Origin of the sequence: Methanobrevibacter thaueri (genome assembly GCF_003111625.1) — an archaeon.
GTDB classification, from domain to species: Archaea; Methanobacteriota; Methanobacteria; order Methanobacteriales; family Methanobacteriaceae; genus Methanocatella; species Methanocatella thaueri.
Genome location: NZ_MZGS01000016.1, coordinates 41,914 through 66,994 on the forward strand (window position 1 = coordinate 41,914; position 25,081 = coordinate 66,994).

General features: G+C 33.5%; 32 protein-coding genes. 6 read left to right on the forward strand and 26 right to left on the reverse strand.

The window, feature by feature from the left end:
* Positions 1-24: 24 nt before the first annotated feature.
* A complete protein-coding gene (locus tag MBBTH_RS02180; RefSeq protein ID WP_116591412.1) occupies positions 25-510 on the forward strand; it encodes a DUF308 domain-containing protein in 486 nt (161 codons plus the stop codon).
* Between the two features lie 198 nt (positions 511-708).
* Here the strand turns inward: MBBTH_RS02180 and MBBTH_RS02185 are convergent, their stop codons facing one another.
* The 4 genes from MBBTH_RS02185 to MBBTH_RS02200 form a co-directional block, all read right to left on the reverse strand.
* A complete protein-coding gene (locus MBBTH_RS02185; RefSeq protein ID WP_116591413.1) occupies positions 709-1,482 on the reverse strand; it encodes a hypothetical protein in 774 nt (257 codons plus the stop codon).
* A gap of 130 nt (positions 1,483-1,612) precedes the next feature.
* Positions 1,613-2,218, reverse strand: coding sequence for a flavodoxin family protein (locus MBBTH_RS02190; protein ID WP_116591414.1), 606 nt, complete (start codon positions 2,216-2,218; stop codon positions 1,613-1,615).
* Positions 2,215-2,847 carry a flavodoxin family protein gene (locus tag MBBTH_RS02195; RefSeq protein WP_116591415.1) on the reverse strand — a complete coding sequence of 211 codons (633 nt, stop codon included), beginning with the start codon at positions 2,845-2,847 and terminating at the stop codon, positions 2,215-2,217. Before MBBTH_RS02195 ends, MBBTH_RS02190 begins: the two co-directional genes overlap by 4 nt.
* Positions 2,844-3,476 carry a flavodoxin family protein gene (locus MBBTH_RS02200; RefSeq protein ID WP_116591416.1) on the reverse strand — a complete coding sequence of 211 codons (633 nt, stop codon included), beginning with the start codon at positions 3,474-3,476 and terminating at the stop codon, positions 2,844-2,846. Before MBBTH_RS02200 ends, MBBTH_RS02195 begins: the two co-directional genes overlap by 4 nt.
* Positions 3,477-3,601: 125 nt before the next feature.
* On the opposite strand from MBBTH_RS02200, the gene MBBTH_RS02205 reads away from it, so the two are divergent.
* Positions 3,602-4,285 (forward strand): TIGR00266 family protein, encoded by a 684-nt coding sequence (locus MBBTH_RS02205; protein WP_116591417.1) that lies wholly within the window; start codon positions 3,602-3,604, stop codon positions 4,283-4,285.
* Between the two features lie 41 nt (positions 4,286-4,326).
* Here MBBTH_RS02205 and serS read toward each other — a convergent pair whose 3' ends face one another.
* From serS to MBBTH_RS02245, 8 genes are all read right to left on the reverse strand, one after another.
* Positions 4,327-5,604 carry a serine--tRNA ligase gene (serS, locus tag MBBTH_RS02210; protein ID WP_116591418.1) on the reverse strand — a complete coding sequence of 426 codons (1,278 nt, stop codon included), beginning with the start codon at positions 5,602-5,604 and terminating at the stop codon, positions 4,327-4,329.
* A gap of 72 nt (positions 5,605-5,676) precedes the next feature.
* Positions 5,677-6,027, reverse strand: a complete 351-nt coding sequence (locus MBBTH_RS02215) for an arsenate reductase family protein (protein ID WP_116591419.1) — start codon at positions 6,025-6,027, stop codon at positions 5,677-5,679.
* Positions 6,028-6,043: 16 nt separating this feature from the next.
* Positions 6,044-6,688 (reverse strand): HAD family hydrolase, encoded by a 645-nt coding sequence (locus MBBTH_RS02220; protein WP_116591420.1) that lies wholly within the window; start codon positions 6,686-6,688, stop codon positions 6,044-6,046.
* A 42-nt stretch (positions 6,689-6,730) separates the two neighbouring features.
* Positions 6,731-7,180 (reverse strand): GNAT family N-acetyltransferase, encoded by a 450-nt coding sequence (locus tag MBBTH_RS02225; RefSeq protein ID WP_165814006.1) that lies wholly within the window; start codon positions 7,178-7,180, stop codon positions 6,731-6,733.
* A gap of 22 nt (positions 7,181-7,202) precedes the next feature.
* Positions 7,203-7,715, reverse strand: coding sequence for a YgjV family protein (locus MBBTH_RS02230; protein ID WP_116591422.1), 513 nt, complete (start codon positions 7,713-7,715; stop codon positions 7,203-7,205).
* A gap of 37 nt (positions 7,716-7,752) precedes the next feature.
* Positions 7,753-8,124 (reverse strand): hypothetical protein, encoded by a 372-nt coding sequence (locus MBBTH_RS02235; protein ID WP_116591423.1) that lies wholly within the window; start codon positions 8,122-8,124, stop codon positions 7,753-7,755.
* A 61-nt stretch (positions 8,125-8,185) separates the two neighbouring features.
* Complete coding sequence (locus MBBTH_RS02240) at positions 8,186-8,677, reverse strand: methylated-DNA--[protein]-cysteine S-methyltransferase (RefSeq protein WP_116591424.1); 492 nt, start codon at positions 8,675-8,677, stop codon at positions 8,186-8,188.
* Between the two features lie 283 nt (positions 8,678-8,960).
* Positions 8,961-9,485 carry a TBP family protein gene (locus tag MBBTH_RS02245; protein WP_116591425.1) on the reverse strand — a complete coding sequence of 175 codons (525 nt, stop codon included), beginning with the start codon at positions 9,483-9,485 and terminating at the stop codon, positions 8,961-8,963.
* Between the two features lie 113 nt (positions 9,486-9,598).
* Between MBBTH_RS02245 and MBBTH_RS02250 the strand changes: the two genes are divergently transcribed.
* The 3 genes from MBBTH_RS02250 to MBBTH_RS02260 are packed head-to-tail and all read left to right on the forward strand — an operon-like array spanning position 9,599 to position 15,127.
* Positions 9,599-12,382, forward strand: a complete 2,784-nt coding sequence (locus tag MBBTH_RS02250) for a type I restriction endonuclease subunit R (RefSeq protein WP_243409621.1) — start codon at positions 9,599-9,601, stop codon at positions 12,380-12,382.
* 20 nt (positions 12,383-12,402) lie between these two features.
* On the forward strand, positions 12,403-13,938 hold the full coding sequence (locus tag MBBTH_RS02255) for a type I restriction-modification system subunit M (protein WP_116591426.1): 1,536 nt from the start codon (positions 12,403-12,405) through the stop codon (positions 13,936-13,938).
* Between the two features lie 10 nt (positions 13,939-13,948).
* Complete coding sequence (locus MBBTH_RS02260) at positions 13,949-15,127, forward strand: restriction endonuclease subunit S (protein ID WP_165814007.1); 1,179 nt, start codon at positions 13,949-13,951, stop codon at positions 15,125-15,127.
* A gap of 9 nt (positions 15,128-15,136) precedes the next feature.
* Here the strand turns inward: MBBTH_RS02260 and MBBTH_RS02265 are convergent, their stop codons facing one another.
* From MBBTH_RS02265 to MBBTH_RS02285, 5 genes are all read right to left on the reverse strand, one after another.
* Positions 15,137-15,385: a winged helix-turn-helix domain-containing protein gene (locus MBBTH_RS02265; RefSeq protein WP_116591428.1), complete on the reverse strand. Its 249-nt coding sequence runs from the start codon at positions 15,383-15,385 to the stop codon at positions 15,137-15,139.
* Entirely contained in the window at positions 15,378-15,659 is a 282-nt protein-coding gene (locus tag MBBTH_RS02270) for an ArsR/SmtB family transcription factor (RefSeq protein WP_116591429.1), read from the reverse strand. The genes MBBTH_RS02265 and MBBTH_RS02270 overlap by 8 nt, the downstream gene beginning before the upstream one ends.
* Before the next feature lie 216 nt (positions 15,660-15,875).
* The gene (locus MBBTH_RS02275) at positions 15,876-19,166 is read right to left on the reverse strand and encodes an Ig-like domain-containing protein (RefSeq protein WP_116591430.1); all 3,291 of its coding nucleotides are present in this window, start codon (positions 19,164-19,166) and stop codon (positions 15,876-15,878) included.
* 293 nt (positions 19,167-19,459) lie between these two features.
* Positions 19,460-19,936 (reverse strand): hypothetical protein, encoded by a 477-nt coding sequence (locus MBBTH_RS02280; RefSeq protein ID WP_116591431.1) that lies wholly within the window; start codon positions 19,934-19,936, stop codon positions 19,460-19,462.
* A gap of 5 nt (positions 19,937-19,941) precedes the next feature.
* On the reverse strand, positions 19,942-20,538 hold the full coding sequence (locus tag MBBTH_RS02285) for a zinc ribbon domain-containing protein (protein ID WP_116591432.1): 597 nt from the start codon (positions 20,536-20,538) through the stop codon (positions 19,942-19,944).
* A 107-nt stretch (positions 20,539-20,645) separates the two neighbouring features.
* Here MBBTH_RS02285 and MBBTH_RS02290 point away from each other — a divergent pair, with 107 nt between their 5' ends.
* Positions 20,646-20,930 (forward strand): MarR family transcriptional regulator, encoded by a 285-nt coding sequence (locus tag MBBTH_RS02290; RefSeq protein ID WP_243409623.1) that lies wholly within the window; start codon positions 20,646-20,648, stop codon positions 20,928-20,930.
* A 12-nt stretch (positions 20,931-20,942) separates the two neighbouring features.
* Here MBBTH_RS02290 and MBBTH_RS02295 read toward each other — a convergent pair whose 3' ends face one another.
* From MBBTH_RS02295 to MBBTH_RS02335, 9 genes are all read right to left on the reverse strand, one after another.
* On the reverse strand, positions 20,943-21,545 hold the full coding sequence (locus MBBTH_RS02295) for a hypothetical protein (RefSeq protein ID WP_133241929.1): 603 nt from the start codon (positions 21,543-21,545) through the stop codon (positions 20,943-20,945).
* 132 nt (positions 21,546-21,677) lie between these two features.
* Positions 21,678-22,304, reverse strand: coding sequence for a hypothetical protein (locus MBBTH_RS02300; protein WP_116591434.1), 627 nt, complete (start codon positions 22,302-22,304; stop codon positions 21,678-21,680).
* 55 nt (positions 22,305-22,359) lie between these two features.
* A complete protein-coding gene (locus tag MBBTH_RS02305) occupies positions 22,360-22,575 on the reverse strand; it encodes a hypothetical protein (protein WP_116591435.1) in 216 nt (71 codons plus the stop codon).
* A 14-nt stretch (positions 22,576-22,589) separates the two neighbouring features.
* Positions 22,590-22,865: a hypothetical protein gene (locus tag MBBTH_RS02310; protein WP_116591436.1), complete on the reverse strand. Its 276-nt coding sequence runs from the start codon at positions 22,863-22,865 to the stop codon at positions 22,590-22,592.
* A 12-nt stretch (positions 22,866-22,877) separates the two neighbouring features.
* Complete coding sequence (locus MBBTH_RS02315; protein ID WP_116591437.1) at positions 22,878-23,081, reverse strand: hypothetical protein; 204 nt, start codon at positions 23,079-23,081, stop codon at positions 22,878-22,880.
* The gene (locus MBBTH_RS02320) at positions 23,078-23,326 is read right to left on the reverse strand and encodes a hypothetical protein (RefSeq protein ID WP_116591438.1); all 249 of its coding nucleotides are present in this window, start codon (positions 23,324-23,326) and stop codon (positions 23,078-23,080) included. The genes MBBTH_RS02315 and MBBTH_RS02320 overlap by 4 nt, the downstream gene beginning before the upstream one ends.
* A 62-nt stretch (positions 23,327-23,388) precedes the next feature.
* A complete protein-coding gene (locus MBBTH_RS02325) occupies positions 23,389-23,823 on the reverse strand; it encodes a hypothetical protein (RefSeq protein ID WP_165814009.1) in 435 nt (144 codons plus the stop codon).
* 138 nt (positions 23,824-23,961) lie between these two features.
* On the reverse strand, positions 23,962-24,162 hold the full coding sequence (locus MBBTH_RS02330; protein ID WP_116591440.1) for a hypothetical protein: 201 nt from the start codon (positions 24,160-24,162) through the stop codon (positions 23,962-23,964).
* Positions 24,163-24,246: 84 nt separating this feature from the next.
* Complete coding sequence (locus MBBTH_RS02335; RefSeq protein ID WP_116591441.1) at positions 24,247-25,062, reverse strand: zincin-like metallopeptidase domain-containing protein; 816 nt, start codon at positions 25,060-25,062, stop codon at positions 24,247-24,249.
* Positions 25,063-25,081: the final 19 nt, after the last annotated feature.

The following is a 25,081-nucleotide window of genomic DNA, read 5'->3' on the forward strand; positions in this document are numbered from 1 at the left end:
TTATTTAAATGGAGGTGAATTCTAATGATTAACAAAGGTGCTGGAATATTAAGCATAATTCTCGGTTTAATCTTCATGATTTTCCCAATGTTTTCAGCAGGATTGGTCTCAATAATTGTTGGGCTAAGCTTACTGTTTTTTGGAATCTCAGCTATATTCATGGGAATCAACATGAGAAACAATGTTGACAATACCTTTTCAGTGATAACTATTATAATTGGACTAATAGCTGTCATATTTGGATTCTTGTTCATATTCTATATTGATGCATTATCATTCCTTGTAGGTATCCAATTCTACCTTGTAGGATTTATCATGATAGTCTTCGGTATCACTGGACTTGTATCCAGAATGAGCCGTGTATCTACCTTTACTTCAATATTGGTATTGTTAATGGGACTCATTGCAATCGCACTTGCAATATTCGCAATGTCAGAGCCTATATACATTGCAATAATCATTGGCATAGTCTTAATCATAGAAGGAATTGCTTTGCTTTTATCAGATTAAAGACTTGGCTAATTATTTAAAAAAAGGAAATTTTCCCAACCATCACCAATTAAACACGAATTTATAGTTCAAAACTTATCAAATATTATAATTAACCAAGTCTAGGATTTCTGTGAAATCCAGTTTATAGATTTGGTCCTTATTTTAAATAAAAATAGTTGAAGTGTGAAAAAGCACGTTTGCACACTTCGAAAATGTTTAAATATGTGATTCGAATTCTTTGAAGTCTATGTCGCTTTCGGCGCAAAACTCCTTAACGCGTGACAGGATTTCTGATATGTCATCATCCGCACATTCGTTTTTGAAGTAGAACACTACAGGTTGTGCGTTGGTGTATACGGTAAGGACGATATAATCATTACCGTAAGCGTCAACCTTCAATGTGTTATACATCTGGATATGCTGTATGATTTCGTTTTGAGCCTTGCCGATTGAAGTTTCATTACCGAATTCTATTACTTCTGATCTTTCGTACTGCTGTTTCAATTTTAGGAGTTTGTCCTCATCGGTGAGAACCTCGTTTTCAGGTTCCAAATCACCTAGTTTTTCCTTGAATAATTTCGCATTGTGTAGTTTTTCCTGAATTTCTGCCAGTTCGCTTTCCAATTGCTTTTCCTCTTCGAGTAATGAATTTATGAATGCTTCACTTCCATTGTTGAATTCCTCATACATTTCAAGGACATCTCTTGCAGAGAGGATTGAATGGTTCTTGAAGAATTCCTTGGTATGTGGCTTTACACGTATGCTCAATGGTTTTAGATTCTCCCTTTTGGATTTGTGAGTGGAAACATCCTCCTCATCGTCATCGCTGTATTTCTTGTGCAATGCCAGCATCTTCTCATGGAATATTCTGCCGAACTCTTCGCGGGACATGTCTTCCGGGAAATTTATTTCAAAGTCCCCTGGAGTGTATGATCCCCCGAATCTTTCATTTCCGAATTCAAATTTTTTGGTTCTTTTTTGGTTTGTCATGTCATCACTCCGATATTTGTATTACAAAGTGAATTTTTGTATACAATTAAATATTGTAAAGAAGTAGTATATAAATGTATTCATTTTTAAAAAATGTATACATGAAAAATTTAAAAAAAAATAAAGCGAATTAACTGCTCAATTCGGCACCTATTTCAAAAACACTTTCCAAATCACGGGCAAACTGTTCCCTTTTCAGTTTCAGCTCATCATCTGTTGAACTTGAGGACATGTTCTTGGAAATGTTTTGATAGGTTTCAATGACAACATTGCCGTTCAGCATCTTAAGCAAATCCTCAGACTGCTTCATGTGGGGCCTTACTGACTTTTCGAAATAATCCATAGGATAGTTGATTGTATAGAAAAGCCCAACGTTGACCTTGCCCTTGAACTTGTTGCCTGTCTTATAGGAAACCATGCAGTAAATCAGTCTCTCAAGAAATGCCATGTAATGGCTGGTAGGCTGTGAAAAGAATATTGGGGCTGCAATCAAGACACAGTCCGCATCAAAAATCCTTTCAATCAATGGGGAAAGCTCATCCCTCCAAAAGCATTTGCAGACATCCTCATCATTCTTGCAGATAAGACAAACCCTGCAACCTGAAAGGTCCAGTTTGTACAGGTCGACATATTCCACATCGGCTCCAACGGATTCGGCACCCTTTAAGGCAGACTTTGCCAATCGAGCATTGCAATCCCTTCTTTTAGGACCTGCATTGATGACTATGGTCTTCATTTTGACAGCTCCGCACCTATTTCAAAGGCCTTCTCCAGGTCGTTCGGGAACTGCATGATCCATTGCCTTTCCTTTGCCTCCTGTGAAAAGCCGTTCATGTTATATTTTGAATAGTCGCTGACCTGCATGGTGTCGCAGACAGGGTATGAGACGATTTTACCGTTCAAAAAGGAAAACAGGTATTCCGTTGTTGCCAGACTGTCCTTCATTGAGTTCTCATAGAATTCCAGAGGGGCGTTCATTGTGTAGAATATCCCTACATTGACCTTTCCGGCATAATAGCTTGAACCGTCATCATATGACATTATGCAGAATATCAGCCTTTCAATAAGGGCCATGAACTCGCTTGTGGGATGGCCGAAGTAAATCGGAGAACCAATTAAAAGGCAATCGGCGTCCAGAATCTTTTCAATCAAAGGTGTCAGGTCATCCCTCCAGTAGCACTTGCCCTTGGTCTTGTCCTTGAGCTTGCAGACAAGACAGCTCCTGCAGCCGGTATAGACCATGTCATACAGGTTGAAGTATTCTGTTTCGGCACCAACTGATTCGGCACCCTTTTGGGCGGACTGCAATATCTCTGATGTGTTCCATTTCTTCCTTGGACTTGCGTTAACGACTACTGTCTTCATTTGGATAACTCCGCACCGATTTTAAAAGCGGCATCCAAGTCAACAGGGAAACGTTTTTCACGACTTAATTTTTTATCTTCCTCATCGAAGGCTCCCATTGCATATTTGGAGTAATCATTGACCTGTAAAGTATTGAATACTGGATAGATTTTAACTTCGCCGTTCAACATGCCGAATACCTGGGAGGATGACTGTAGATAATCCTCCATCATGGTTTCATAGTAATCCTCAGGAGCGTTCATTGTGAAAAACAGACCCACATTGACCTTGCCCTCAAAATATGATCCGAAACCGTCATATGAAAGTATGCAGAATATCAGCCTTTCCATCAGTGCACGGTAATGGCTTGTAGGCTCGTTGAAGTATATCGGAGAGCCGATCAACAGGGTATCCGCATCCAATATCCTTTCAATCAATGGGGATAGCTCATCCTTCCAATAGCATTTGCAACGTTCATTATCAGCTTTCTTACAGATGAGACAGCTCATGCATCCGTGCAAATCGAGCTTATATAAATCAATGTATTCCACTTCCGCACCAACAGATTCTGCACCTTTTGCAGCCTCTTTCATGATTTGTGCGGTATTCCACTTTCTCCTTGGACTGGCATTAATAACTACTGTTTTCATAAAATCACCATAATAATTATCTAATTATTATATTTTGACCTAATATAATAAAAAAATAATTATTAATATTAATTAAAATATAAGAAATATTATATCAAATTTTAAAATAGATATTAGGTGACAAAATGGAATATGAGATTAAAGGTGGAGCATTTCCTGTTGTAATCTGCAGATTACAAAAGGGAGAAACAATGAAAGATGAAACCGGAGCTATGGCTTTTATGACTCCAAACATTAAAATGGAAACAAATACCGGAGGCGGTCTCATTAAGGGACTTGGAAGAGCATTATCCGGAGACACAATATTTTTAAGCTTCTTCACTGCACAAGAGGATGGCGCAGAAATAGGATTCGCATCATGCTATCCTGGAAAAATCCTTGCAATAAGACTTAACGGATCAAACTCAATAATCGGTCAGAAAAATGCGTTTTTAACTTCAGAGAAAGGCGTTGACATCCAAATGCACTTCAGAAAAAAACTGGGAGCAGGAATTTTCGGTGGAGAAGGATTCATCCTTCAAAAATTCACTGGAGAAGGAATGCTCTTTTTAGAAATAGACGGAGAAGTTATCGAAAGGACCCTTGCACCAGGTGAAAAATTAATCATCGACCAAGGACACGTTGCTGCAATGGAAGAGACCGTTGACTTTGATATCCAAAGGGTGAAAGGTGCTAAAAACATGTTATTCGGAGGCGAAGGCCTATTCTTCGCTACATTAACCGGTCCTGGAAAAGTATGGATACAAAGTATGCCAATCAGCAGATTAGCTGAAGCGATAATACCATTCATTCCAACAAAATCAGAATAATTAAAAAAAAAGAAGTTTATTTATTTAAATAAACTTTTTAACTATTTTTTTGCTTCAATGACAGTTTTTCCGTTCATGTAAGGGACTAACACGTCAGGAACTTTAACACTACCATCAGCCTGTTGATAATTTTCCAAAATGCAGCACATTGTTCTTTCGGTTGCAATTGCAGTACTGTTTAGGGTGTGCAGGATTTGAGCGTCTCCAGAACCTGCTCTACCGACACGGGTCTTTGTCTTACGTGCCTGGTAATCCTTACAGTTGGTACATGATACCAATTCTCTGAATGCGCCTGAACCTGGGAACCATGCCTCAAGGTCATATTTGATGGCTGCATTGTCATTCAAAGCGGATGACACGATAGCTATAATCTGATATGGAAGACCTAACTTTTGATAGATCCTTTCGGTGACTTCCATCAGGTGATCGTGCTGATTTCTGGAATCTTCAGGTGCTGAATAGATGAACTGTTCGATTTTTTCAAACTGGTGAACCCTGAATATTCCCAGGGTATCCTTACCGTGTGACCCTGCCTCTTTCCTAAAGCAGGTGGATAATGCGCAGTATCTTAAAGGTAACTCATCAGGATTGATGATTTCATCCCTGTGAAGTGCTGCCAAGGTTTGCTCAGCGGTTGCAATGAGGTACATGTCCTCATTTTCCACCTTGTATAGAGTCTCTTCAAACTCTCCGAGCTCTGAGGTTTCCGCTGCGACTTCCCCCTTGACAAAGAATGGGGTTTGCATTGGAATGTAACCTTCAGCTTCAAGTTCTGATAATGCGAATTGAATTAATGCGAGGTTCAAGTGCAATATGTCACGTTTGAGGTAATAGAATCTTGCTCCTGCGATGCTTGCCGCAGTCTCAAGGTCTGCACCGTCAATCTTGTTGATCAAATCAACGTGGTTTAACAGCTCAAAGTCATGTTCTGGGATTTCACCATATGTCCTTACAACGACATTGTCGTCTTCGGTGTCTGATATAGGAACATCCTCATCTATGATGTTTCCGACTTTGTACCTGTAATCGTCACGAAGCTTGAGGTAATCAGCATTTTTTGCAGTCAATTCCTTGATTTCAGCTGCAACCTCTTTTGATCTTTTGATTACCTCATCCAAATTGCCTTCTTCCTTTGCCTTTTTGAATGATTTTGATAGCTTGTTTTTCTCAGACCTTAATGAATTGAGTTTCCTTTCACCTTCTCTCCATAAGGTGTCGTATTCTATTACTTTTTCCACATTGTCTGTGTCTCTAAATCTCTTCTTTTCAGAGTCTATGATCAATTCCGGATTTTCTCTGAATAACTTTATATCTAACAATATTTTGTCCCCTAAAATATTTTATACAATATTAATTTTAGTTTCTTTTGTTTTTTAAAGTTAATGATGAAATCACAATAACTTCTCTTCCCATTCCTTGACCTTAAAACCTACCAAAACGAAATCGTCGCCAACGACAATTGGGCGTTTGACAAGCATTCCGTCGGTTGCCAAGATGTCAAACTGTTCCTGTTCTGTCATGTCAGGGATTTTGTCCTTAAGTTTCTTTTCACGATATACCATTCCACTGGTGTTGAAAAATCTCTTAAGAGGCAATCCGGACTTGTTGTACCATTTTTCAATTTCTTCAGCTGTAGGATTGTCCTCCACGATATGTCTTGATTCATATTCTATATTGTGTTCATCCAACCAGTTTTTGGCCTTGCGGCATGTTGAGCATTTAGGGTATTGTACGAATAACATGATATGATTTATGGCGCTAGAAATATTTAATTATTTCATCAAAATCATCAATCGCCTCAAGGACATATTCATCTTCCGAGTCCCTTTCATTGCCGTAACCCCATTTGACTATAACGCAATCGATTCCGGCATTCCTTGCGGTTTGGATGTCTGTTCCGGAGTCTCCAATGTAGATTACCTCACTTAAATCGACATCAGCCCTTTTGATAATCTCAAGGACTGCGTGAGGGTCTGGCTTTGAGGGATAGTCAAAATCATGGCCCATTATCATGAAAAAGTCAATGTCTGAGAAATGCCTTTCGGTGAATGTGGCGATGGAATCGTTGAACCTGTTTGAGTTGATTGCTATCAAAACACCCATGTCCTGCAATTTCCTTAAGATTTCAACGCTTTTGGGGAAGGGAACGGTGTTTTCCTTTTCCGCCCGATAATAGATGTCAAGATAGGTGTCCTTGGTTTGTCTGATGTTTTCGGGAGTGGCGTTCTCTTCCAGAATGAGTGCAACAATCTCATCGATATTTCCTCCCAGATACTTGACATACTCGTCGCTTGTCAGTGTCGGGAAATCATACATCGACAGGGCCTCGTTGAGGTATCTGACAACATCATGAATTGAATCTATTAGCGTTCCATCAAAATCAAAGATTGCAAGTTTTTTCATATTTTCTAGGTTTGTTCAATGTGACTAAAAAAATTTTCCGTATTACATGAACTCCTTTCTCATGCAGATTACGCTGTCGTCACCGATGAACTGGCCAAAATCATCAGTCAGGTGATAGCCCAACTTCTCATACAACCTGATTGCAGGAACGTTATGGGCTCCTGTTACTATTATGGAAAAGGAGAAATCATCCTTCATCACCAGTTTTTCCAATTCTCTGATGAGACAATATGCTATTCCTCTCTTTCTGAAAGCTTTCTTAACGTAAACCCTTTTGAACTCGACGGAATCCTCATCCATAACCCTGTAACTGGCGCATGCAATGGGTTGGCCTGAATCCAAGGCAAGCAAGACCACATGAGGCTTAGTGAACTCGTTGTACTGGTCATACTTTGACAGCTCATCGCCTATCCGCTCATAATAACCTCTGTCCAGTTCACGGACAAGCTCCAGGAATCTCTCATCCTTTTCGTTGGTTAAAACCGTTTCCATAACTATCACACCCATCATTATATTATCGTTCGCTCCTAATTAACCTGATCAGTGCGACAACACCTACAAGGGCGGTGAAGCTTTCGATTGCGGCAGATGCGAAATCGAGGATTGCCAAAAAATAAATGATGTAAATTGCACTGTTTAGGATGAATCCCATTTTAATTGTCTTGATTGTTTTCAAATAGTAGTTGCAGAGGGTAATCTGGATTATTGCAATGATCGGCAGCAGTCCGATGAAACCCAATGTGTTTACAAGCAACCCCAGGACGACGGATATCACAATGAAGAATACCGTCCAATTGAATGTCAGCTTGTCCTTATAAACCATTGCGTTACGGGATGCCGCAATTGCCATTGTGGTCACTCCTGTCCATGAAAAAAAGAACACCGAGGATATCATCAATATGAAAGCGTTAAGGAATTGGTACTTGTAGGCCTGCTTCTCATCATTGACCCACATGCTTAAAATGATGAAAATCCCTGCTATGAGAGAAATAACATTACCAATGACTATGTTTAAAGGCAAGCTCATGTAAACCTATTTATTGAAATGGTTAAATAAACTTAACCTATTTCTTCCTATCGAAAAATTCAATTTCAACAAAGTTCAGCTTGGAAATGACATATACTGCAAGAATTCCAAAAGCAATCACCGCCAGCACTGCCAAAACGCCACCCCACGGAACCGGAAGTGAATCCGGCACTTTTAGATACAATAAGATAAACACCGGAAGGATGATGAATGAAGTGATGATTACGCAGACATTCAATGCAGCATGCCCCTTTTCGATTGTGAAAACATAAGTGAACAGTATCAGAAACACTCCAATTATTGCAATCGAAACGATTATCTGATGATTCAGGTTCGTGAAAATCCCTAAGAGAACCAGAACCAGAAATAGTGAAATGCAGAAAACAGTTCGTAAAGGATGTCTTGCCATATTAATTAATCTTTACAGGAAAATTTAAAAAATTTTCTATTTTGGCACAATGGTGATAAAATCACATGCGTTCATCTTTAAAATCAATCCCTTCAATTCTCAGCAATGCGATTTTCCTGTCGATTCCACCGGCATAACCCGTCAACTTTCCATTGCTGCCCAAAACCCTATGGCATGGAACCATGATTGATATCGGATTGTGTCCAACCGCTCCGCCAACGGCCTGTGCGGACATTGTCGGAGATATCATTGATGCAATCTCCCCGTAGGTCATTGTCTCTCCATGTGGAATTTCAGACAGTATTTTCCATACTTTCTGTCTGAATTGGGATCCATGGGCTTTAATCTTGAAATCGACCTTGGGATTTTTGCCTTTGAAATAATCGTCAAGCCAACCGGTGGCCTTATTAAAAATAGCTAAATCATCATTTACAATAAAATCAGTTGATGGAAAATGCTTTTGGCCGTAAAACCATGCTCCGCAAATTGCCTCGCCATCACTTGCAACCATCATCTTTCCAATCGGTGAGGTGTAGTCTGTCGAATAATACATTTCAATCCATGTATGACTTGAAGAATTCCTCGAATTAGTTTAATCCAAACTTGAAGGAATTAAAAATCAAGTTTAAAAATATCTTTCTTATTATCAACTTCAATAGTATACTCTACAGGTTCAATAATCTTTCTTAAAACTTCAATAGTTAAATTTGTCATAATTAATGATTGATAAAACGATTATAAAAGCATTTCTATATAAATATCGACAATATTGATATCAACTTGTAATTTTACAAGCTTATAGCAATATTGATACAAGTGTAAAAATAGTAATTTAATTATATATCTGATTTTTCACGAATCAAATCTTTAAATTCTGCAACATGTTCTTCAAAATGTTCTAAAGATTTAACTCCAGTAATAGTAATTTTACCACTACCAAAAAGAAGATAAGTAAGGTCATATTTGTCTTTGAAGTTCATTCCAGGAAATTGTTCAGGTTCATAAGAAGCATCATAATCAGTTAATTCTACAATTAGTTTTTCTAAATCAACTTCAAAGTCTAATTGATCCATATACACCCGATTGTTAATGTTAATATTTTTAATAGTATTATCAATGCCATATTTTTGAATATAATCTACAACATTGTTAGCAACTTCATTTAACTCATCTTCACTTTTAGCACCAGTAACAAGAAACTTTCCAGAACCATAAAAAGCAGTATATTTATTATAAGGTGGAATTTTAGCCTTAACCCAAAAATGAGCTTTCTCTACATTGGGTAATTTAACTAAAAGTTCTTCTAAATCAAATGGTTTCTCCATTTCGACAGTTGCAACAATATTTACTAACTCCATCATATTAAATTCTGTAACTGCTTGTTATTATACCTTGACAACAATTTTGTATTAACATAATAATTATATCCTGTTACCAACAAATTCAATATCATATCAAATATGGTTGTGCAACTATGAATATTGATGTTGAAAGCGAAGCAATGCTTGAAGAAAAATTCATAAATCAGCTATCTAAAATGGGATATGAATTTATCAAAATAAAAAATGAAGAAGAACTCAATGCAAACTTTAAAATACAATTAGAAAAATTAAATAAAAAAGAACTAAACGGAACCCCAATATCTGATGAAGAATTTGATAGAATTTTAACCTATCTTGATTCTGGATCAATATTTGATAGAGCTGACAAACTACGAGATGAATACACCATTAAAAGAGATAACGCAATGTCAGTATCCATAAAATTCCTAAACCAAAAAGACTGGTGCAAAAACATCTTCCAAGTATCAAACCAAATAACAATGGTAGGATCCCATAAAAACCGATATGATGTAACAATATTAATAAATGGATTACCATTAATCCAAATAGAACTTAAAAGACGTTCAATGGACATCAAACAAGCTTTCAACCAAGTTAAAAGATACATGAAAACATCTTATGACAGACTATTCAAATATATCCAAATATTTGTCATTAGTAATGGAAATGAAACCAAATATTTTGCTAATGGTCGTCCAAGTAAAATAAACTTCGGATACACATTCTTCTGGAAAGACAAAGAAAACAACAATATCCACAACCTCCATAAATTCACTGAAGCATTCCTAGAAAAATGCAACATCGCCAAAATGATTTCCAAATTCATGGTACTAAATGAATCAACAAAAGAACTAATGGTATTAAGAGCATACCAAAAATATGCAGTAGACGCAGTACTAAATCAAGCACTAGAAGTAAAAAAGAATGGATACATATGGCACACCACGGGAAGTGGAAAAACACTAACATCATTCAAAGTAAGCCAACTACTCGCAGAAGAAGAATCCATTTATAAAGTCATTTTTGTTGTAGACAGGAGAGATTTAAACGACCAAACCAATAAAGAGTTCAACAAATTCTGTCCAAAGTGTGTAGGAACATCAGCACATACCGGAGCATTAGTTAAAAATCTTTTGAGTGATAAAAATAAACTCATTACAACCACTATCCAAAAGTTATCCATTGCTGTAAATAGGAAACACACAAGGAAAAAATTAGAAAAAATCAAAGACAAAAATATTATTTTAATATTCGACGAATGTCACAGAAGCCAATTCGGTAAAATGCACAATGATATAACAACCTTCTTTGAAAACACATTATCATATGGATTTACAGGAACACCTATATTTGAAGCAAATGCTATGGGTACTAAAACCACCAAATCAATTTTCAAAGAAAGATTACATACTTACATGATTAAAGATGCCATAGCTGACCAAAATGTACTTGGATTTTCAATTGACTATTATTCCACAATGAAAACAAAAGAAGGCATAATTGATGAAGAAGTAGCTGCAATCAAAAAAACTGAAGTCTTAGCCCATCCAGATAGACTAAATATGATTGTAGACCATATTCTTGACAGTTATGATTATAAAACCAAAGACCGTGAATTCAATGCAATATTTGCAGTATCCCAAAAATCAAAAGAAAACCCAACAGGATACATACACGACTATTACAAAATATTAAAACAAAAAAACAAAGAAAGAGGCACGAATTTAAAAATTGCAACAATATTTACTTATGCACCAAATGAAAACTTTGATGAACAAGAAAAACATTCACAAGAACATTTAGACGACTATATTAAAGAATATAATGAAACATTTGGAACAAACTTTGATTCAGACACAATGGGCGAATACCACAGAGATGTTTGTAAAAGAATGAAACACAGAGAAATAGACTTATTACTTGTTGTTAATATGTTTTTAACAGGATTTGACAGTAAATTACTCAATACATTATATGTGGATAAAAATCTTGAATATCATACACTATTGCAGGCATTTTCAAGAACTAATAGAATATATAATGCACGTAAATCACAAGGAAACATTGTATGTTACAGACCAATCAAAGAATCAGTAGACAGAGCAATAGCATTATTTTCAAACAATGCACCAATAGAAGATATACTATTGCCACCCTACAAAGATCTTGTAAAAAGATTTAATGAAGAATTAAAAGTGCTACGTGATTTAGTTAAAACAGCACAAGAAGTATATGAACTTCAAAGTGAAAATGATAAAAAAGATTTTGTATTGGCCTTTAAGAAATTAATTAAAACAAAAAATAAATTAGATGTCTTTTCAGAATTCACATTTGATGATCTTGAAATGACCGAACAAGAATATGAAGATTATACTGGAGCATACCTAAATATCAAAGACACAATCCCTCCTGAAGAGGGTCCTGGTGCAGTATCAATCCTAAAAGACATAGATTTTGAATTAGAATTACTGACTAATGATAAAATCAATGTTGATTACATTTTAGGATTGATAGATGATATGAAAGTGGGTTCCGACTTTGATAAAGGAAAAGAAAAGATTATTAAATTAATGGAACAATCAGTACATTTACGTAGTAAAATCAAACTTATAGAGAAATTTATTGATGTTGAATTGCAAGACATTAAAGAAAAAGGATTGGATGTGCCTGAAGAATTTGATAGATTTGTAAGAGATGAAAGAAGAGATGCAATATGTGACTTAATTGAAGAAGAAGAACTAATAGAAGAAGTAACAAGAGAAATATTAAGTGAATATGAATTTACAGAAAAATTAGATGACACTTTAATCAAAAAAGCATTTAAAGATAAAGAATTAAAATACAAAGACAAAAAGAATAAACTTAAAAAAGTAAAACAGGAAATTTTAGAAATATTTGATATATTTGATTTTTAAATATATAGGTGGAATTAATAATGGCTACAAATTTGGAAACTAAATTGTTTGCAATTGCAGATGAATTAAGAGGAAATATGGACGCTAATGAATATAAAAACTATATTTTAGGATTCATATTTTACAGATATCTCTCTGAAAAGCAAGAAAAATTCATAAATGAATTACTTGAAAAAGATGACCTCACTTTCAATGAAGCATGTGAAGATGAAGAGTTTAAAGCAGATTTAAAAGAAGATTGTATTGATACATTAGGATACTTTATAAGTCCAGAAAGCTTGTTTAGCTCAATGATAGCTAAATGTAAAGTTGGAGACACCATAAGAAATGATTTAAGATTAGCATTTAATGAAATCACCAACTCTTCACAAGGTACAGAAAGTGAAGATGACTTTGACAACTTGTTTGATGATGTCGATTTAGATTCACCAAGATTGGGTAAAAAAGACAAAGATAAAAATAAAATAATATCCAAAATATTGATATTACTAAATGATATTGATTTTGAATTAGATAATGATGAATCAGACATACTTGGAGATGCATATGAGTATCTGATAAGTCAATTTGCATCAGAAGCAGGTAAAAAAGCAGGAGAATTTTATACTCCTCAAGAGGTTTCAAAAATTCTTGCAAAAATAGTGACATTGGGAAAAGAAAAAATAAAAGATGTTTATGATCCAACATGTGGATCAGGATCATTACTTTTAAGAATATCAAAAGAAGCAAGAGTAGCACATTATTATGGACAAGAATTAAATACCACCACCTTCAACCTAGCAAGAATGAACATGATTTTACATGGTGTTAAATATGACCAATTTGACATAAAACAAGGAGACACATTAGAAGATCCACAACACAAAGATATGAAATTCGATGCAGTAGTTGCCAATCCCCCATTTTCAGCAAAATGGAGTGCAGACAAATCATTCCTTGATGACAGTAGATTCAGTGCATATGGAAAACTAGCACCAAAATCCAAAGCAGACTACGCATTTGTACAGCACATGATATATCAATTAAATGAAAGCGGAACAATGGGTATTGTATTGCCACATGGAGTATTATTTAGAGGAGCTGCAGAAGGAAAAATAAGACAATACCTTGTTGGTGAAAAAAATTATCTTGATGCAGTTATAGGATTGCCATCAAACTTATTTTATGGAACAAACATACCAACATGCATATTAATATTTAAGAAATGTCGTGAAGAAGACCAAGATATATTATTTATTGATGCAAGTAAAGACTTTGAAAAAGTTAAAAATCAAAATAAATTAAGATCAGAGGATATAGACAAAATAATAAACACATATACATCAAGAGAAGAAATAGAAAAATATTCACATAAAGCAACACTAGATGAAATAGAAGAAAATGATTTCAACTTAAACATTCCACGTTATGTAGATACATTTGAAGAAGAAGAACCTATAGACCTTGATGAAGTAGTTGATGAACTAGAAAAGATTGAAGCAGAAATGGAAAAAGTCGATGCTGAAATTAAAAAATATTGTGAAGAATTAGGTATTAGAGCACCAATAATCAAATGAGATGATACAAATGAGTGAAGAAAAATTAGTACCTAAATTACGATTTAGCGGATTTGATGACGAATGGAAAAACTGTAAATTACAAGAAATTTGCAAAGTTCAAGACGGAACTCATACAACTCCAAATTATGTTGATGAGGGTGTTCCTTTTTATAGTGTTGAAACTATAACTAGTGATGCTCCACCCAAATTTATTGCTTATGAAGAACATGAAACCTTAATAAAAAGATGCAAACCTCAATTTGGAGATATTCTTCTCACAAGAATAGGAACTCTTGCAAAATCCAAAGTCATTGATTGGAATAATGAATTTAGTATTTATGTTAGTTTAGCATTATTAAGTTCAATAAAGATTAATAATTACTATCTAAATCAATATATACAAACAGAAACATATCAAAAAGAATTTTTAAAAAGATCATTATTACTTGCAGTTCCTCAAAAGATTAATTTAAAGGATTTGAATGAAACAATCGTCAAATTTCCATCAATTAAAGAACAAGAAAAAATTGCAAACTTTTTTTCTGCAATTGATAAAAAAATTGAGTTATTGGATGAGAAGCGTAAATCATATTTGGATTTCAAGAGGTATTTGATGCAACAGATTTTCGCACAGAAATTAAGATTTGATGAAACTGAATCTTGGAAAATTATGAAAATTGATTCATTAATATCAGAATATAAAGAAAAAGCAGGAAATAACAATTTTCCTGTATTGTCTTCAACATTATCTGGCATATATTTACAATCGGATTATTTTGATAAAAATGTAAATAGTGAAGACACTACAGACTATAAAATTGTTCCTAAAGGTTATTTTACATACAGATCAATGAGTGATACTGGTGTATTCAGATTTAATATTCAAAATATTGTAGAAAAAGGGATTATAAGTCCTGCATATCCTGTTTTTACAACAAATAATATTAATGATATATTTTTAGAACAATATCTTAATAATAGTTCATTTATCAAAAGGCAAATATTAACATTAAAAGAAGGTGGAACAAGATACGCGTTGGGTTTAAATAAATTTAAAAAACTAAAAATTGAAGTTCCATCTATTAATGAACAAAATGAAATTGCGTCATGTTTTGAAACAGTTAATAATAAAATTAATAATATTTATAAAGAACTTAATTTTGTAAATGATTTTAAAAAAGGTTTACTCCAACAAATGTTTGTTTAAGTGAATAAATTAAAGTTTATTCACTATTTCTTCACCTTTATCAGTTAATCTGTACAATCTTCCTTTACGTACAGAATCATCTAAAACTTCAATTAAATCTTTACTTTTCAATTCACTTAATACTTTGCTCACGTGATTAGTTTTGATATCGCTGCGCTCAGCTATTTCTTTCGGCATCAATACATTATCTTCCAATGCTTTTAATACATTCTGCCTGTAACTGGATCTTCTCACAAAATCCAATGTTTCGTCATCCATGCAAATCCCCCATTTTTCTTGTTTCCAAACCCGTTATAATCTTTTTCCCATCTTCATTAATTGAATAAACTATGTTTCTTTTTCCTTCGCCGCTAATTAAATTATTGTCACGTAATTGTTTCAGCACAACTGACACCCTTGACTGAATAATACCTGTTTCTTCAGCAATTTGTTTTGAGGTTTTATCGCCAGCAAGTAGTGATTTTAGTGCATCTTGTCGTGTTTTTGATCTAGCGACAAAGCCAAGCAAGTTATAAATATTGGAATTTTCCATTAAATAATACTTAATTAACAAGATTATATAATCTTATCTACATGACATTGCAGAAGTAAGTTGAATCGCAATGGCCTAATGATTTATTAAAAAGAATGATTAAGAAAATGACATTGAAAGTTGTGAAGTATTATAAATATTAAGTGTTGAGTTGAGAATAATGATAGTTGTGTTGATAGTAAAAAAAATAAAAAAAGAAAGTAAGTGCCGAAGCAATTACTTTTTAACTTTCACAGTTACCTTTTTGGTCACTTTTCCGTACGTAGCAGTATATGTTACCTTTTTACCTTTTTTGAGTTTCTTAAGAACTGCTTTTTTAACAGTAATCTTAGCTACACCTTTGGCATTGGTTTTAGCCTTGTAAGTTTTCTTATTAAACTTGAATTTAATAATTTTTCCTTTAACTGCTTTACTATTAACTTTTAAAGTGGCCCGGATAACTAATTTCTTGGCAGATCTCTTAACAGTTACTTTTTTAAGTGTTAATGTTGTTTTAGCTACTGACTTAGATGGAGTTGTTTGTTTTTTAATAGTTACACTTCCAGTTTTTGTAAATGGAGAATATTTGCTATTACCAGAATAAGTTATAGAATACTTATAAACTCCATTAGCTAAATCTGGAATTTTGACATTAGCCACCCCTCCAACAACATTGAAATTATAATTCTTGCCACCAATATTTAAAGTTATAGTTCCTGTAGCATCACTTGGCAATTTTATACTTACTGAACTTCCCGGAGAACTAGGGAATGTTGGTATGTTTATGTCTTTTTCAGGAATGTCATAAGTGTATTTTCCATCAGGAGTTGTGACAAATATTTTATTTACTTTAATTTCATCAGTTAAAGTATTGATTGAAGTAATATCATAAATTCCAATGTTTAAATTTAATTTTAAACTTGCCATACCTTCCTCATCAGTAGTAACAACTTTCTCTTCATTATTGAATCTAAATAATATTGGGGTGTTAACTAATTTTTCGGCATTTTTGTCTAAAAACAAAGCTTTAAATTCATAATCAGTATTACAGATGATGGTGATATTTTCAGCTTGAATACTTGTAAAAATTAATAAATTATGATAAGCTTTCTCACTAACAACAGGATTAATAATAGTGATATTATAACTTCCAAGTCCTAAATGTTTTGGCAATATTGCAATTCCATTAGCATCTGTACGTGCAGAATAGTCATCACCATCAATATTGAAGATTACATATTTATAAGTTAATACATTGCCATACTCATCATAGAACTTAACCTTGAATTCATCACCACTACCATAAAGTATAGGCATTTCTGAAAACTCAATTGGATATACTTTATACACCATGAAAGATGTTGAATATTCTTTATTAGCATAATAAACATTATCAATATATTTGACTTTAACATCATGTTTACCTAACGAAGGTTTGGATATGGTATAACTATCTCCTTCATCAATGGTAGTTTCATAAACACCATCGACATAAATCTCAAATTCCCCAAATGAACCACTAACTAATGGAGTTAAAACAACATTTCTACCATACAGACAGTTATCTATGTTTAAATTAATATCCTGTGATTTAAGAATTACAATAACCGGTTCATTAATGATGTTGAAAGATTCATATTTAGAATCACCTTCATAATTAACAGATATATATTTCACACCACTTTTTAAATAAGTTGTAGTGAATGTAAAAAAACCATTAACCAATTTACCTTGGTAATTTCCACCATTGAAATTTACACTAATATTTCCAGTTGCATCCTCATTTAATACAAGAGTAATATTTGATGTTATTCCAGATTCAATTGTATAAAAATATCTGGTTGGATCAATTCTACTTACAAATACAGAATCAGTGAAGGTACTTGAATTATATATGTTATCTCCTAAATAAACTAAAGTAATATTACTATAAGGTCCACTAAGATTATTTAAAGTGTATGTGGAACCAACTGGCATTGTAGTTATATACTTACCATTAACATATACTTTTATTTGGCCAGTAGCTCCCTCAACCACATAAGGAGCTAAAACAAATTCATCACCCCAGTCAATACAATCTGGTTCAAAAGTAAGATTTGCAGGCAAACCAAATACTGAAAAATTGGAACTGAATGATTTTGTAGCATACATATTATCTCCAGAATATGTGGCATTTAGAACATAGTTTCCACGAGGTAAATTAGGGATTAATAAGTTAATAGATTCACCTTTACCAATGAGATTAATTTGAGAATTAAAGACTGATTCATTTAATTCATTATAGATATCTACATTAATTATACCATCATAACTTTCATGAAAATCAATTGTAACATTTAAAAGTTCGAATATTATAGTATTATTTACATTTACATTTAAATTAGAACTATATTTGTTAGGGATATATAAGAATCTATTATAATTAGTTTTTTCTCCATTAAATGTGAAATGGGCATCGGAATAACCATAATTGGAATTATAATAATTTGGATATTTACTTTTAAAGTAAATTGCATCCCCATATGTTGCAACATTATTGTTATGAAAATCAACATAATATAACATATTTATTGAATTAACATATATCGCACCACCATAAGTAGCAGCATTATTATAAAAATCAGCTCCTATGAATTTATATGCACTAGATATATAAATGCCTCCACCATATTTAGCATGATTACTATCAAAAATTAAATAATCATAAATAGATACATGATTTCCATTAACGTATGCCCCACCACCTGAAACAGAAGCAGTATTACTAATGAAAGTAGTATTTCTAAGTGTTCCATAATCTGAATCGTTAGGACAATTTAGATTTAGTCCCCCACCATAATCAGCGCGATTATTTGTAAAATTCGAATCATAAATAGATGCTGCATTTTGAGAATATACCGCACCTCCACGATATGCTACATTATTATCAAATCTTGAATTTGAAATAAAGAATACACTTTCAACAACTGAACAAATTGCGCCTCCAGATTTATTTGCAGCATTATTTAAAAAAGTACAATTTTCTATAGTGCCCCAAGTACCCGTCCAGTAAATGGCTCCCCCATTTTCTGAACTATAACCATTTTTAAAAATAATGTTCTTTAAAGTAACATCTTGTGAAGTAACTTTAAATATCCTACTTAATTGACTTCCATCAATACTATGGCCTTGACCATCAATAGTAAAACCTCTTGTTTTAATTGTAATACCATTTTTATAAGTCGAATCTTTAGCGGAATTATATTTATAATCTTTATCTAATACTAACTCCGTTCCTGTAATTTGTCCAGCCAAATCTGTAAAAGTTCCTGGTGTCGCACTTAATTCATCTTCTTCTGTTGCAGCAACATCATCTAATTGCTCTTCAACCGTAAAAATATTATTATTTTCATCATCTATTTCAATTAAATCTATATTTTGATTTTCATTTGCTCTCATAGTTTCATTTACATCAACTGCTACCACACTAGCAATGCTGAACAAACAAACCAGTAAACAAATGAATATAAAACTCTTTTTGTATCTCATAGTATTGCTCCCAATTTTTTATTAATTAGTATATATTTATGTTTAACTTGTATATTTAATAGTTTCCAAAAGAGTAAACATCAAAATACTGAAAGAAACACATTATAATTAGGATACTTGATGATAAAACTTATATAATTATGAATCAATACTGCAAGTAAAAAATAGTATCATATAAAAGTCCATATAATCAACATGTTACTGTACATGCACAAACTAAAAAAAAAGAAGAAATAAATGTAGACAAAATATCTACATTACTTTAAAATATTTTTACAAGTTTTAATTAATAACTACATCCTGTTTCTTAGCAATTTTGTATCCGTATCTATATGTCCAACTACTACACCATCTTGAGTTGTTGTATCAACTACAACATCTGCTTTAATATGATATGAATCAGTATTACGATTAATGTTGCCTATATTTGTATATTTAAAAAATAATTCATATTGATAATCCTTTAATAAAGAATTAGCTTGATCTAATACAATATTATCTGCATCACTATTATGATAAGCAAGATTTACCGTATCCCACTTATATGTTTGATCAGGATATTTAATTTCAACATTTTTTAAATATACATCATTAACGTGATCTATATCTGTGGTAGGGACCAAAACAATAGTAAATTTATCAAATTGTGGAAATTGTTCCAAACCAACTTCTTTAACATTCACATCATCTCCAAACCAACCAGCACTTACGCTTGCTACAGATAGTGAAGCAACAAGTGCAATAATTAATATTATAACTATTTTGCGCATGTTTATCATTCTCCTAAGTAGTTATTTATAATTCCTAAATGAATTTTATCTTTAAGATACGCATTACCAACGTACGCAATAACAACACCGATAACTATCAATATTAAAGCTTGATTACCTATAAAAGTATCAAACCAGAACGCAAACTGTCTACCCATAAACATGGATACAATACTTGATTCTAAAAGCCCAGTCAATAAACCAACAAATAAACCCATAATTATTGCTTCAGTTTTATCTTTCATGTGTGCTGACAATAATCCAACAGCAATAATAACCCCAATTATAAAGCTGAGCCAAGTTAAACCAGTATCAGTGTAGTATATAGATGTACTGATTGTTCCCCATGTTAAATTTAAGAATATGATTCCGATTATTAATGCAATGATTAATCCAACAACCCCAAACTTAAGAATATTTGCAAAGTTAAGATTGCTAAAATCAAATCCATTAGTTTTAGAATCATTTTTAGCTTTATCAACTTTAACAGTAGCAGTTTTATCATTACTTACCACATCATCAACTTTGGCACCACAAGATGCGCAAAATTTCGCAGAAACGTCCATTTCTGCACCGCATTGATCGCAAAACTTTTTTGACATTTTATTTTTTCACCTCTCTGATATTGTTCGTTCTTATTAAAATGATATTAAATCAATACTACATCGTTACTAATACACTATTTATTTATGCTGTAATATAAAGTTATATGAATACTGACAAGCATGACTTTATTCGAGCCCTTTCGTATGTGAAGCGAAGTAGTAACAGGCGAGATGTTGTAAATATTATTAATAAATCATTATTAATGCCTTCCGAGATTGCGAAGATAATGGATCTACGAGTAAATCAGATAAGTGCCATATTATCAGATTTAAAGAAAGAAAATATAGTAGTTTGCATAAATGAACATGAAAAAGTCGGGAGACTTTATGAACTCACACCATTGGGATTAGAAATCTATTACTACTTAAAAGAAATGGAGCAGGAATAAAACCTGCAATCCTTAATAATCATAGCCACATTTAGCACAACACTCCCTATACAATCGATTAAATTCCACTTCTCCCATTTCCTTTCTAGTATCGGCGTTCAACTTGACTTTATAATATTCAGCATAGCTAGTCATCTGCCAATCATTTTGGCGTAAAACAGGTTTTCCTGCAAGATAATCACCAAAAATTGTAGTTTTCACTATTTTATTGACTCTACGTTGATGTTCACCCTTAGGCATGCCCATCCAGTGCTCTACAACAAATATTCGTGTTTTTGAACTGCTAAGATAAGGTATCTCATTGTTCTTACGCTGTTTTAGATTTTTGTCATACATTTTAGAGTCATGACTACCTGTTTTGACCTTTTCATGCCTTGATTCTATCTGATTTGAAACAGTCTTACGCCAATTTTCTTTAAATTTACTTACATCACTAGGATTGTTAGCATACTTTTTAACATACTCGATAACCCTATGTGGCGGCTCAGAAAATGGAAGAATTCCTTTCTTATTGGGATAGATACCATGTCTTTTAGCTATACGTAAGATGTCTGTTGTATCAATACCATGATATGCTACTTTTTTGTCAAATTCTTCCTCTCCTTTAAAGCTCATACCGCCTTTTGCTACATGAGCACATTCAGCTATTCCTTTGGCTAATGCCATACCTATTAACAAACTTAAAACCATTTTAAATCACATCATTTTTATTTTAATTAATTTTGGTGATGGTAATGGTGCAATTACTTAATACATATCAATTCCACATTTCCTAGCGCAAGCTTTGTAAAGTTTTTCAGATTCAAAATGTCGAACACCATGTAACGCCCAAACATGTAATCTTCCAGATCTGTTATTTTCAATAACCGCTTTACCAGGCTTAGGTGCAATATCCTTCAAAACAGTCACTGAATATAACCTTTCGATTAATTCATCATGAGATATTGGAATGCCGATAACACGCTTTCTGAAAGTTATTAACTCGTCTGAAAGATTTAATGAATTAACAACTTCATGATATTCATTATTCCATATTTCTTTTTGTTTTGCAAGTTCCTGTTCTCTTACAGTATTATACACTTCACAAAATTTATCAAAATCAGAAATTTCTGTGAGCGGCTCCTGCATAATAAATTCATAAGCCCTGTCCATACCCTTTTCAGGTAAGACTTCTGTATCTTCACCACCTATGAGACTTGGATAAGATACACGTCTAATCCTGCAAATCAAGCATATTAAGTCAAAATCTCTTTCAACATCAAGTGGACCACGTTTCTTGAGTTCCTTCTCCAACATGAATGTCTTTGTGTCACTCGCAACAGCTTTTAAACCATAAGCAGACGCTAAACCTACTAATGCAAAACCTAATAACATATTTATCACTTTTCCTTTTATTATTAATCAAATAGGTGATGGTAAAATGGTTAATTCAGACCATAGTGAAATATGGCCTGTTATCAATAATGATTAAATCAAATACACCATTTGAGCATTGTTCGCGCTCCCATATCAAGCGGCTTGAAGCTTCTTGAGATGTAGTGTAGTAGTAATCAAAAATTTTCCAACTTTGATCTTCAAATTCTTCAATCATAAAGGATACTTCGTATCCAGTACGTGGATTTATTGTAATGCGGAATTTTTTCATTTAAATTACCTCCTTCATAATAAACGTTCTACCAAATCACGTTGGCACAGATAATAGAGTTCTGCAGCAGCACGATCTTGCAATTCATATTTGCAGTCATTCTCAAACTCTCTGAACTCTTCTAAATCGATAGAAAACGGGATTTGCAGTTCGCATGCGATTTCCATCATTTTAGAGAGGTATTCTCTGGAACTATCATCCCTATCAAATTCATCGAGCCAACGACCTACATGAACACCATAGGCGTTTTCAAGTTCAATTAACAATTTTAAAGCTTCTTTTCTTTGCATAATATCACCTCATTATTCAGTATAGTCCACAAACAAACCTGCGTCTTGTTCAGCTGGTTGTATGTAAAGACAAAAATTGTTTTGCCAAGCAAATTGCACAGCTTCTTCAAGAGTGCAATATTTGCATTTTCTGTCTTCTGGACGGCCTTCACCAGTCCACCATTCAAGTAGTCCACCGTCTTCGTACCAAGTAACGTCTGTTGTACTAAATCTCATCCTAATCTCTCCAAAATTTCATTCCTTCTTTCTAAAAACATCTCATTTGCTTTATTATGCCATTTAACGAATAAATCCATTTGTTCATCCACATATAACTCCTCAATATCTATATCTTCACAAATACCAAAGCCAAAATCACCATCCAGCTCAGCAAATTCATATAGATTTTCTTTTTCAGAGTAAGTCATTGCAGCGAGCAATGTAACAGCTACAAATTCATTTACTTGAGTTTCTGCGTCCATTTTTTTCACCTTTTAAAATAAATATAGATTTTTAAGACCCTCACAGGTCATTTCAACAACAATTATATTATCCAATTTTGCAGAGCACCAAGCTCAAATCTACGAGCTTCAATCATTCTCTGATGGACGGTTTCATCTGTTTTCTCAATTGGTGTTGGTCGGCTGAAGATATAATCAGTTATGCGATTTTTCTTTTGCTCGTACTCTTCAGTTGATTCGTAGTTCAACACGTTCTTTAATTTGGCGAACTCCCTCACTATTAAAAGCTTTTCCACATCTAAAAAATATCTCCAAGCCATATGATCATAAGGATAGTAATCTGCCTCAAAGATATGGCCTGCTCGAAGTTTGTATCCGTTCATCATACCATTCACTTTGCGCGGATTCAAAACAAGGATTACCATATGTTTTATCAAAGATACAACTTCAGTTATTGAAGCATCTTCAATATGGATTGATTCTATTACATCTGCTTGTTCATCCAGACAATACACCATGTGGTTTGTATTGTCAGATATAACCATGACACACATGGTGTCGTTTGGAAGTGGTATTCTTTCTAACCTCATAATATCACCTAAAAAATAATTACAGCAGTTTTTAAGGAGGATGCTTAGCCTCCATAGTTCAACAACTCATTCCCAAATCATGTCATCAAGTATTTGTGATTTAGGAAGTTCGGAAGGATTGAAAGCATACTGGCCAAATCTCATACATTTAACAGCAGGAATGAACCTTCTTGTTTCTGAAAATCCATGTCCTTTAATTAGGACAATGCTTTCATCTTCGATTAACATTTCACATTCAATACAATTGTTACAACAGTTTCTTTTCATGATAAAAACCTCCAAATATTTTAGTGGTGATATAGGTAAAGTAAAAATTAGAATAAGAAATAGTGAAGGTAATGTTAAACAACATCATCCTTCAAGTAAACCACATAGGTCAAGATCATCTATGATTTCCTGAGCAACTCGAATCAATTTAGAGCCCTTATTCTTGATGAGCTCGTGACTGTTGTTACCTGCCCAAGACCTGATGTATGCAGCAGACTCATCATTCTGAATACCAATGGCAGCCGAAATCATATAGGATATCGCTTCAGCTTCAAGTTCCTTTGTAGCACTTGTTAGTTCATTCCTGTCGGAATCAAAGTGCAATTTGTAATGGGCCATCTCATGGAACAGAACACAGATCTTCTGAGCGTCTGGAATGTACTGACTAACCCAGATTTTCTTTCCATCAGTATAACCACGAGTCAATTGTTTGTTGGATTCAATTACTGGAATGACACATCTAGCAACTACATCTGCAAAGGTAATGTCACCATCATACTTTACATAATTTGGTTCAAATTTTTCACCTTCAGTTTGGCTTAAATCAAAAACAGGGACTTTTTTGAACCACATTTTTCTTTCTAGAGTTCCGTCCTCTCGTTCTTTGTCGAAAAAGATAGGTGCTAAGATATATAAAGCTTTTTCATGACGGCGTACGTTTCTAGAAACTTTACCCCAACGTTTGTATGGTGCAAGCAATTCAGTGGTCTCACCAGTTCTTCTGTAAAGCTGTGCATCTGCCAATAAGATATTATTGATGCTGTAATTGTGGAATTCTCCATCAATCAGTTTTTGAGTATGTTTTCTCATGATTTCATCCATCTTGTCAGTGTCCAAAATTAATGAATCACAGAGTGCCATTTGTTCTTTTCTAAGTTCTTTAACAGTTATTTTTGCCATAATATCACCTAATTTAATT

What these genes read in the sequence shown, in the direction of transcription:
- MBBTH_RS02180 (WP_116591412.1), top strand. Translation starts at nt 25, where the DNA reads ATGATTAACAAAGGTGCTGGAATATTAAGCATAATTCTCGGTTTAATC.
- MBBTH_RS02185 (WP_116591413.1), bottom strand. Translation starts at nt 1,482, where the DNA reads ATGACAAACCAAAAAAGAACCAAAAAATTTGAATTCGGAAATGAAAGA.
- MBBTH_RS02190 (WP_116591414.1), bottom strand. Translation starts at nt 2,218, where the DNA reads ATGAAGACCATAGTCATCAATGCAGGTCCTAAAAGAAGGGATTGCAAT.
- MBBTH_RS02195 (WP_116591415.1), bottom strand. Translation starts at nt 2,847, where the DNA reads ATGAAGACAGTAGTCGTTAACGCAAGTCCAAGGAAGAAATGGAACACA.
- MBBTH_RS02200 (WP_116591416.1), bottom strand. Translation starts at nt 3,476, where the DNA reads ATGAAAACAGTAGTTATTAATGCCAGTCCAAGGAGAAAGTGGAATACC.
- MBBTH_RS02205 (WP_116591417.1), top strand. Translation starts at nt 3,602, where the DNA reads ATGGAATATGAGATTAAAGGTGGAGCATTTCCTGTTGTAATCTGCAGA.
- MBBTH_RS02215 (WP_116591419.1), bottom strand. Translation starts at nt 6,027, where the DNA reads ATGTTATTCGTACAATACCCTAAATGCTCAACATGCCGCAAGGCCAAA.
- MBBTH_RS02220 (WP_116591420.1), bottom strand. Translation starts at nt 6,688, where the DNA reads ATGAAAAAACTTGCAATCTTTGATTTTGATGGAACGCTAATAGATTCA.
- MBBTH_RS02225 (WP_165814006.1), bottom strand. Translation starts at nt 7,180, where the DNA reads ATGGAAACGGTTTTAACCAACGAAAAGGATGAGAGATTCCTGGAGCTT.
- MBBTH_RS02230 (WP_116591422.1), bottom strand. Translation starts at nt 7,715, where the DNA reads ATGAGCTTGCCTTTAAACATAGTCATTGGTAATGTTATTTCTCTCATA.
- MBBTH_RS02235 (WP_116591423.1), bottom strand. Translation starts at nt 8,124, where the DNA reads ATGGCAAGACATCCTTTACGAACTGTTTTCTGCATTTCACTATTTCTG.
- MBBTH_RS02240 (WP_116591424.1), bottom strand. Translation starts at nt 8,677, where the DNA reads ATGTATTATTCGACAGACTACACCTCACCGATTGGAAAGATGATGGTT.
- MBBTH_RS02245 (WP_116591425.1), bottom strand. Translation starts at nt 9,485, where the DNA reads ATGATGGAGTTAGTAAATATTGTTGCAACTGTCGAAATGGAGAAACCA.
- MBBTH_RS02250 (WP_243409621.1), top strand. Translation starts at nt 9,599, where the DNA reads ATGAATATTGATGTTGAAAGCGAAGCAATGCTTGAAGAAAAATTCATA.
- MBBTH_RS02255 (WP_116591426.1), top strand. Translation starts at nt 12,403, where the DNA reads ATGGCTACAAATTTGGAAACTAAATTGTTTGCAATTGCAGATGAATTA.
- MBBTH_RS02260 (WP_165814007.1), top strand. Translation starts at nt 13,949, where the DNA reads ATGAGTGAAGAAAAATTAGTACCTAAATTACGATTTAGCGGATTTGAT.
- MBBTH_RS02265 (WP_116591428.1), bottom strand. Translation starts at nt 15,385, where the DNA reads ATGGATGACGAAACATTGGATTTTGTGAGAAGATCCAGTTACAGGCAG.
- MBBTH_RS02270 (WP_116591429.1), bottom strand. Translation starts at nt 15,659, where the DNA reads ATGGAAAATTCCAATATTTATAACTTGCTTGGCTTTGTCGCTAGATCA.
- MBBTH_RS02275 (WP_116591430.1), bottom strand. Translation starts at nt 19,166, where the DNA reads ATGAGATACAAAAAGAGTTTTATATTCATTTGTTTACTGGTTTGTTTG.
- MBBTH_RS02280 (WP_116591431.1), bottom strand. Translation starts at nt 19,936, where the DNA reads ATGCGCAAAATAGTTATAATATTAATTATTGCACTTGTTGCTTCACTA.
- MBBTH_RS02285 (WP_116591432.1), bottom strand. Translation starts at nt 20,538, where the DNA reads ATGTCAAAAAAGTTTTGCGATCAATGCGGTGCAGAAATGGACGTTTCT.
- MBBTH_RS02290 (WP_243409623.1), top strand. Translation starts at nt 20,646, where the DNA reads ATGAATACTGACAAGCATGACTTTATTCGAGCCCTTTCGTATGTGAAG.
- MBBTH_RS02295 (WP_133241929.1), bottom strand. Translation starts at nt 21,545, where the DNA reads ATGAGCTTTAAAGGAGAGGAAGAATTTGACAAAAAAGTAGCATATCAT.
- MBBTH_RS02300 (WP_116591434.1), bottom strand. Translation starts at nt 22,304, where the DNA reads ATGTTATTAGGTTTTGCATTAGTAGGTTTAGCGTCTGCTTATGGTTTA.
- MBBTH_RS02305 (WP_116591435.1), bottom strand. Translation starts at nt 22,575, where the DNA reads ATGAAAAAATTCCGCATTACAATAAATCCACGTACTGGATACGAAGTA.
- MBBTH_RS02310 (WP_116591436.1), bottom strand. Translation starts at nt 22,865, where the DNA reads ATGCAAAGAAAAGAAGCTTTAAAATTGTTAATTGAACTTGAAAACGCC.
- MBBTH_RS02315 (WP_116591437.1), bottom strand. Translation starts at nt 23,081, where the DNA reads ATGAGATTTAGTACAACAGACGTTACTTGGTACGAAGACGGTGGACTA.
- MBBTH_RS02320 (WP_116591438.1), bottom strand. Translation starts at nt 23,326, where the DNA reads ATGGACGCAGAAACTCAAGTAAATGAATTTGTAGCTGTTACATTGCTC.
- MBBTH_RS02325 (WP_165814009.1), bottom strand. Translation starts at nt 23,823, where the DNA reads ATGGTGTATTGTCTGGATGAACAAGCAGATGTAATAGAATCAATCCAT.
- MBBTH_RS02330 (WP_116591440.1), bottom strand. Translation starts at nt 24,162, where the DNA reads ATGAAAAGAAACTGTTGTAACAATTGTATTGAATGTGAAATGTTAATC.
- MBBTH_RS02335 (WP_116591441.1), bottom strand. Translation starts at nt 25,062, where the DNA reads ATGGCAAAAATAACTGTTAAAGAACTTAGAAAAGAACAAATGGCACTC.